Origin of the sequence: Facklamia sp. P12937 (assembly GCF_050409505.1) — a bacterium.
Classification (GTDB): Bacteria; Bacillota; Bacilli; order Lactobacillales; family Aerococcaceae; genus Facklamia.
On sequence record NZ_JBNUPI010000034.1, the window covers coordinates 1 to 6,041 of the forward strand.

4 protein-coding genes are annotated in these 6,041 nt (G+C 31.7%); all 4 read right to left on the reverse strand.

The genetic code is table 11. The annotated features are described in order from the left end of the window. Positions 1–318: 318 nt before the first annotated feature. From ACQV2R_RS08395 to ACQV2R_RS08410, 4 genes are read right to left on the reverse strand one after another with little or no spacing between them, the layout of a single operon-like run. The gene (locus tag ACQV2R_RS08395) at positions 319–1,143 is read right to left on the reverse strand and encodes a hypothetical protein (protein ID WP_428892092.1); all 825 of its coding nucleotides are present in this window, start codon (positions 1,141–1,143) and stop codon (positions 319–321) included. Between the two features lie 5 nt (positions 1,144–1,148). Then, positions 1,149–1,766, reverse strand: a complete 618-nt coding sequence (locus ACQV2R_RS08400) for a TIR domain-containing protein (RefSeq protein WP_428892093.1) — start codon at positions 1,764–1,766, stop codon at positions 1,149–1,151. Positions 1,767–1,769: 3 nt separating this feature from the next. Next, on the reverse strand, positions 1,770–3,197 hold the full coding sequence (locus ACQV2R_RS08405) for an SIR2 family protein (RefSeq protein WP_428892094.1): 1,428 nt from the start codon (positions 3,195–3,197) through the stop codon (positions 1,770–1,772). A gap of 23 nt (positions 3,198–3,220) precedes the next feature. Next, on the reverse strand, positions 3,221–5,968 hold the full coding sequence (locus ACQV2R_RS08410; protein WP_428892095.1) for a type I restriction endonuclease subunit R: 2,748 nt from the start codon (positions 5,966–5,968) through the stop codon (positions 3,221–3,223). Positions 5,969–6,041: the final 73 nt, after the last annotated feature.

Genomic DNA, 6,041 nt, shown 5'->3' on the forward strand with positions numbered 1-6,041 from the left:
GTCTTTTATTTTCTTCTATTATTCTTCATTCCCAGTGGTTAGCCACTATTTATAGTATCAAAATCGTATCATGAACCACTCGTGCCCTTAGAATAGTTAGTAAAATCAAGGGTTACAAAATCTTGGAACCTATTCCCACTCCTTGAAATATAAGTTGAAGTGACTATTTATAGAGCTTTCGCAAAGTCGCTTATGTGACTAAAGTGTTGATTTTCTTCCTCATTACTCCCAGTTTTGAAGAGAATAGTATCATTTTAGTATCAGAGAGACCCAGTTTCTGTAGTATCTTTCCCAGTTCTAGTTTGCAATTTTTTCCTCTTACAATAGAGTTCCGCCAGCGATAGACTTCAATGGTTTAATTCCATCCAGCTGTAAATTATCCACACCTTTATAATCCGGCCTATCATACATTTCAATATAGAACTTATTTTTCTTATTTATATCATAAATTGAATAATAGCTACCTAATTCCCAAGAACACCAGGGCCGAATACTTCCACTTCCTCTAATTCTTAACTCACTATTGATAGTTCTAAGATATAATAATTGGCTTGATTTATTTAACTCATTTTTAAGATGCCGTTTTAGTAAGATCCCATCTTTCATTTCTTCATTGTACAACCAATCAACATAAAGATTGATATCTTTATCATACATATAAAGAAAAAGGGCATATGTATATAACTTGTCATCAAAAGCATGGGATAAAAAAACTTGTTTTCTATCTACATCAAGACCTTCAGAATTTATCTTAATTCCTAAATCAAATATTATTTTATTACTTTTTTCATTCAGAAAATTCATTAAGGAGTTAAAAGCATAATAGATTTTTTGAACAGCAATTTTTTCAAGAAGCTTATTAAACTCCTTACTTTCAAAATACTTGTTATCACGTAAGTTATTTATATTTTGATTTATCAAACCAATTAGCTTTTCTCCACTATCATTAACATTCAACTTTTCCTTAGTATCTGTAAAAAACAGATGCTCAACTTCCTCTAAAACAATAATATTAAAATTCAACAGATGAATTATATCTTCAACAACAGAGTTATCCACTAATATTTGTGCTAATAATTCGGTATTATCTTGCAGGAAGCTTGAAGTCCATCTATATAAAGATATTCTACTCAGTTCTTGCATAGCTTCTACATTCTCTTACAAAGATTAAATTCATCTTTTCGTTCTCGTTTTTCTATTGTTTCGTCTAAATAAAAATCCATGTTATTTAGGAATGAGTCGAAAGAAACTAGCGAACAGTAGCTATCTTTTAAGCTATCATAAAGTCCCTCACAGGCATTTTCTTTATAATAGCTCTTTACATTCATCATATTTTTTCTTACAAGATTATCAAAATCATTTATGCTCTTAACACATTTTTCTACTTTACATTTGTCACAGGTGTGTGTTGAGTTCGTGTAAAGTAAACCCTCCGCTTCAGATGTATATAGAGCAATCAGCCCATTCGTTCTGTTTTCACTTCTATCTTCTAGTGAATATCTAATTTCGTCGTACATCCAATCATCATACTGACCAAAGAAATTCTTTTTATGGTTCACTGCGTCAGGAGTCAAAATTATAATAGTGATACTCGTTCTTTTTAGCTTATTATATAAATATTTTTGAATAGATTCATCTGACATTGAGGATCTATCCTCATCTTCGGAATAATCTATTACATCTTCGCTTTTAAATTTTTCACATAACTCATTTTTATATTTTTCTCCATCACTAAATCTAAAGGAAACAAATACATTTCTAGCCATCTGTTACCTCCTCCTACTCATAACAGCTAATTTTTCAATAATTTCTTCAACAGATGAATTAACATCCTTAAATGTCTTAAAGTTGTTTGACTTCTCTCCATTTAATTCGCTAATTTGCTTCGATGCGTTACCTGTGTACTCTAGAGAAATAATGTCTAACTTATAATTTTTAGATATCTCAAACTCTTCAATCATTCCATCTGCAGTTGCCAGCTTTCCGTCTTTTAATTTGTTTCCAAACATAAATAAAGCAATACCTGCAGATTGAATCATTTCATCTCGATACTGACTCCAAGTATCTTTTAAATCTTTATTCGAAACTGAATTAAGAGGAAAAGGCATTAACGTCAGATAATCACTTATTTTTTTATTATGTTTTGAATAGCAATATTCTGTAACTCCATCAATAATATAAGACCCAATACCTTTCCCATATCCACTTACAATATGATATCCTTCCTCAGCCATTCGATAAGAAAGCCGACTAATTAGTCTTTGGGCATCTTGCTCATCTAAAGGGTCATAATCATCAGCACTACCAGAAATGAAAACAGTTTTCTTTTTATATCTACTGTATAAATCACTTAAAACCTCAGTGATTTCATCATATGATTCTATTAAGTATGTCTCTATTTTATATCTAGATTTTAAATCTTTAATAAATAGCTTTTGCTTTACCTGATTATACTTATACTTTTCTTCATCAAGTACCCTTTTACCATCAACTTCCTTTGTAAAATCTTCTGCTGAAACTTTTTTTATTACACAATAATGTTTTCTAGTATTCCTATCAGTTAATGCATTTAATTTTCCAAGGATAAAATTAAAATTGGGGTCAGTGAAGCTAAAGCCTAAAAACAAAAAAGTATTTGTAATAAGATGTCCTTCAAGCACATCTTTAAAAAGGGCCCTTTCAGTTATCCCATATCTCTCATAATCATCTCTGGTTAAAACAGCATTATTTGGATTTTCAACATCGCCGTGCATTTTATATACAACAGCATCGTATTTTTTACTTTGAAGATGCATGTTTTTGTCTTCTGTAATAACCAGAGGTTCTCTTGAATTTTCCCTCAATGATTTCTCAATTAATATATCGTAGTTGGTTGTCCAATAAGTGTCTATTGGTAAATATGACAATAGTCTATAATTCTCATTTAACGGAAGGCTAGTCGGAAAAGTATCTCTAATAAGTTTGTTTATCTCAGACCTACCTTCTTGGTTACAATAATATTGCGCAAGACTAACAAGGTCATGCTCCTCGTCAACATCTAAATCGAGTTTCATTGCAGGAGCTTTTAACAGGCCTTTCCAATCAAAATAGCCAGCACCTTTGGATAAGCCTGCACCAATAAACACAGAAAACTCATTGATACTTATAGCTTTTTCTAACTCATCAAGTAGCTCAATTTTACTTATTCCTATCTTCATTCTTCGCCCCTTTCTACATTTAATTACACCACAGTCTTCAAACTATTATAAATATCTTCTAAGAACACGCCCATAAGCTGTTTGTTTCTCTCACCATCATTCAGAAGAATGGAGAAGAAGTCTGAGTTTTGTTCATATCCTTCTACAAGTGCTTCTTCGACAGCATCAAAATAAGCAAATCTAAAATCATTGATGGAGTTGTTCTTCGCACTATCTTTTAACTTACTATCCTTTAGAAGAATATCTCTTACTTGAAGTGCTGATTTTGTGACTACATCAAAGTCAAATTCTTTGTTGTAAACAAGATTTATATCATCAACTATTTTAGACAGTTTTTCCTTTACTGCTTCTTCAAATCTAACTTCATTTGGTTTAGGTGAATTGATCACAGGGTCTGATTCAATTTCACTACTGTGTTCATCAGTTTGAACTTGTTTAAAGTTTGTTGCCGTAATCTTATCAGCTATATCAAAATCATTGCCAATCTTACCTACTTCAATTTCTTTAATTAGATAAGAAAGGAAATTATATTTTTGGTGTAGATAAACATCTTGGAACCTTGTCGCTTGAATTAAGAAACCGTAAAACCTAATAAACTTTCTAATTTCACTTCTTATTTCTAACTTCACTAACTCTTCATTCTTATTGATTACTCTCAAACTTTTATCTAAAAGAGCCCACATTTTTTCCTTATCTTTAGAGTTTCTCTTATCTTTATATAGGAGCTTATTAAACTCTTCTATATCGTAGTAGTCCAAGAAATGATATTCTGAAATTCTCTTCTCTAATTCTCTAATAGATGATGGCGTAATGGTTTCGCCAAGTATAGTCTCTGTATAATAAGGAGCAAAAGCTTTTTGAATATCTTCATATTCATTTCTAAAATCTAATACAAAAGTCTTTTTATTGTATCCAGGATAAATTCTGTTAAGACGAGATAATGTTTGTACTGCATTTACTCCCTTTAATCTCTTGTCGACATACATAGCACTTAGCTTCGGTTGATCAAATCCAGTTTGATATTTATTCGCAACCAACAGCACTTGATAGACTTCACTATCAAAAGCATTAACCAGTTTATCCTCGGACATATTATTCATAACGGATTCGGTGTACTCTTTCCCGTCCAATGTGACTTTGCCTGAAAATGCTACTAAAGCTTGGATACCTTTGTAATTATTTTTATTAATGTAATCAACAAAAGCATTCTTATACTTCACAGCAGCTTGTCTAGAAGAAGTAACTACCATTGCTTTTGCTTTACCATCAAGCTCATGCATAACGTTATATCTAAAGTGTTCCACAATAATCTCAACCTTTTGAGATATATTTGTATCATGTAGCTCAATGTACTTAACAATCTTTCTTTTTGCCGCTATGGAATCAAGTTCAGGATCATTATCAACTGCTTTATTTACTTGGAAATATGTTTTGTAGGTAACATAATTGTCTAAAACATCTAGGATAAAGCCTTCTTCAATTGCTTGTTTCATTGAATATAAATCAAAGGCTGTTTTCTTTCCTTCTTCATTCAAGGTTCCAAATAATTGTAAAGTTGTGTATTTTGGTGTCGCTGTAAATGCTATCATTGAAACATTTTCTGGCTTTCCACTTCTTTGTATTTCATCTTCGATTTGATCTTGAAGAGATTTTTCTTCAGCATTCTCAAACTCATAAGGTTCTTGATCTTCTGCTACTAGCTCATATGATGAGAGATTATATGACACTGATTCCATAGCGCTCCCAGATGTAGAGGAATGAGCTTCATCAATGATTAATGCAAATGTTTTCTCTCTTAAATTGTCTACTAGCTCCTTAATATACATGAACTTTTGAATCGTAGTAACAATGATTTTTGTGTGCCCATTTAATGCATCTGCTAGGTCAGCAGAAGAACACTTCTCATCCATTACTTTTATTAAACCTTCTTTATGTTCAAGACTAAGCACAGCATCTTGAAGTTGTCTATCAACGACTATTCTATCTGTAATAATACAAATCGTGTCAAAGATTGCCTCATTCTTATCATTGTGTAAAGAAGCCAAACGGTGAGCTATCCAAGAAATGGTGTTAGTTTTTCCACTACCAGCAGAGTGTTCTATTAAGTAGTTTCTTGAAGTCTCATTTTCTTCAATATCTGCTATGAGCTTCCTAACAGCATTAAACTGATGATATCTAGGGAAGATTATTGTTTCACTAGTTTTAGTTCTTCCTGATAATTCATCCTTTTTCTTTTCCTTTTTAAGATAAATAATTTTATCAATAAGGTAGAGAATCGTGTCTTTCTTAAGAATATCTTCCCACATATAAGAAACATCTAGACCTTCTTCATTGTGTGGATTTCCCTTCCCTGAATCGATTCCATAACCCGAACCTTTATTGAAAGGAAGAAAATAAGAAGAACCACCTTTCAGATTGGTACACATATAGACCTCATGCAAGTCCATAGCAAAGTTGACAATTGCACCAGATTTAAACTTAAATAATCTTGTTTTGGGGTCCCTTTCATATTTAAATTGTCTTATTGCATCTTCATAATTTTGACCTGTTGTATTGCACTTTAACTCTATTGTGACTGCAGCAATTCCATTCACAAAAATAACTAAGTCTATTCTTTCATCTGGCTTATGGTTTACTTCTTCCATAACAGACAAAATATTTTTATGATATTTCTCTATTGCTTCTTTATTAAATGAGTTAGCAGGTTTTCGATACATTAAGTTAAGTTTAACTCCAGAATCAAACTCTATGCCATGTTTTAAAACATCCAAGACGCCTCTGTATGATTTATTAATGTCAACCGTAAATGAAAATGTCCTGAAATTTTAAAAATTTGCGGGATAA

Coding starts and splice junctions, on each gene's coding strand:
- ACQV2R_RS08395 (WP_428892092.1), bottom strand. CDS start 1,143: ATGCAAGAACTGAGTAGAATATCTTTATATAGATGGACTTCAAGCTTC.
- ACQV2R_RS08400 (WP_428892093.1), bottom strand. CDS start 1,766: ATGGCTAGAAATGTATTTGTTTCCTTTAGATTTAGTGATGGAGAAAAA.
- ACQV2R_RS08405 (WP_428892094.1), bottom strand. CDS start 3,197: ATGAAGATAGGAATAAGTAAAATTGAGCTACTTGATGAGTTAGAAAAA.